We start from the raw sequence: 1925 nt of genomic DNA on the forward strand, positions 1-1925 counted from the left end.
GCCTCCTTGAGGCGTTTGCGAGCGATTTTTGCGGCGAGTTCGAAGGCGGCGCGTGTGGCACCGATGTTTGCGATGCCTTTTCCAGCGATGTCGTATGCGGTGCCGTGGGCGGGGGTGAGGACCGGGATGGCGAACCCGCCGAGCATTGTGACGCCGCGGTCGAAGCCCATGAGCTTCATCGCGATCTGTCCCTGGTCGTGGTACATGGTCAGGACGGCGTCGAAGGCGCCGGCCCTGGCGCGCAGGAAGACGGTATCGGATGGGAAGGGTCCGTCGGCGGCGATGCCGCGGGCCTTGGCCTCCTCGACGGCCGGGGCGATGACGTCGATCTCCTCGCGGCCGAAGTTGCCGCCATCGCCGGCGTGCGGGTTGAGGCCGGCGACGGCGATGCGCGGCCTGGCGAAGCCGGCCTCGCGCATGGCGCCGTCGGCGAGGACGAGGCCGTTGACGACGGCCTCGCGGGTGATGAGGCGGGCGACGTCCCTGAGTGGCACGTGCGAGGTGACGCGGGCGTTCCAGAGGCCCTCGAGGATGTTGAACTCGCTGGCCGGGCCGTTGGCGCCGAGCTCCTCGGTGAGGAAGGTGATCTCGTCCTCATAGGAGGGGTGGGCCAGGCGCATGGCGGCCTTGTTGAAGGGAGTGAAGGCGACGGCCTGGGCATGGCCGGCGGCGGCATAGCGCAGGGCGGCGCGGAAGTTGGCGACGGCGAAGGCGCCGCCCTCGCGGCTGACCTCGCCGAGGCGGATGGTGGCCGGGTCGAGGTGGCCGAGATCGACGAAGACGGGCCTGCTCTCGTCGGCCGGGGCCTCGGCCGGATCGGCGACGACGGCGATCTCCGGGGAGACGCCGGCGACGGCGGCGCCGGCGGCAAGGACGCGGCGGTCACCGAAGACGACGAGGCGCGCGGCCTGGCGCAGGTCGTCGAGGCAGAGGGCCTTGGCCATGAGTTCCGGGCTGATGCCGGCCGGATCGCCCATGGCGAGGGCGACGGTGGGACGAGCGGCAGGCGCGAGGGATTGATTATCGGCGGGAAGCGGCCTGTGAGCCACGCGGACCTCCTTGGCTTGGTGGAGGGAAGCTAGAGGGGCGTGTTTCTGTCGTCAAGTATGCTGCATACAGCATTCCATCATACGATGCTTGATTGACCGGCCGCGGCCCCGCGGGCATCATGGCCCTTGACGCGCACGGGATTCGCCGCGGCAATTTGCTCGGGGAACGGCGAGGGGAATCGCCGGCCGCTGCGCCAGGGACGGCAGGGGGAGGCGGCAGCTGCGCCGCCGGTGGGGCCCGTCTCGGAACGTCCGGCGCCAGAGCCGATCCCGAAAGATCCCTGACCGGAGGCCGAGGCCACAGGTGAGCATGACAGACCAGACCATTGCCCCGTCGGCGGGCGGCCCCGAGGAGGCCCGCCCCATTGCCCGGCGCACGCTGCACGACGAGGTTGTCACCCGCATCCGCGACATGATCACCGAGGGGCAGCTTGCCCCGGGCTCGCGCGTGCACGAGGGTCAGCTCGGGGCGGCGCTCGGCATCTCGCGCACGCCGCTGCGCGAGGCGCTGAAGTTCCTGGCGCGCGAGGGGCTGATCGAGCTGGTGCCGAGCCGCGGCGCCATCGTGCGCCGCTTCTCGCCCAAGGACGTGCAGGACATGCTGACGGTGCTGGCGACGCTCGAGGCCGAGGCCGGGCGCCTGGCCTGTGCCCATGCCAGCGACGCCGACATCGCCGCCGTCGCCGACCTGCATGCGCGCATGATGGCCTTCTATGCCAGCGGCAACCGCCTCGAATACTTCAAGCTCAACCAGGCCATCCACACCGCCATCGTGCGCCTGTCGGGCAATGCCGTGCTCGCCGACATCCACGAGACGCTGCAGTCGCGCCTCAAGCGCATCCGCTTCCTCGGCAACCAGGAGCCCACAAAGTGGAA

Annotated in this window: 2 protein-coding genes; one reads left to right on the forward strand and one right to left on the reverse strand. The window is 70.5% G+C overall.

What is annotated here, in order from left to right; translation table 11 throughout:
* Positions 1-977, reverse strand: a 977-nt coding sequence (locus HNQ73_RS17795) for a 4-hydroxythreonine-4-phosphate dehydrogenase PdxA (protein WP_183336763.1), incomplete at its 3' end; no start/stop codon positions are given.
* Between the two features lie 382 nt (positions 978-1359).
* Here HNQ73_RS17795 and HNQ73_RS17800 point away from each other — a divergent pair.
* On the forward strand, positions 1360-1925 hold a 566-nt coding region (locus HNQ73_RS17800; protein WP_183336765.1), incomplete at its 3' end, for a GntR family transcriptional regulator.

Source organism: Chelatococcus composti (assembly GCF_014201415.1).
GTDB classification, from domain to species: Bacteria; Pseudomonadota; Alphaproteobacteria; order Rhizobiales; family Beijerinckiaceae; genus Chelatococcus_A; species Chelatococcus_A composti.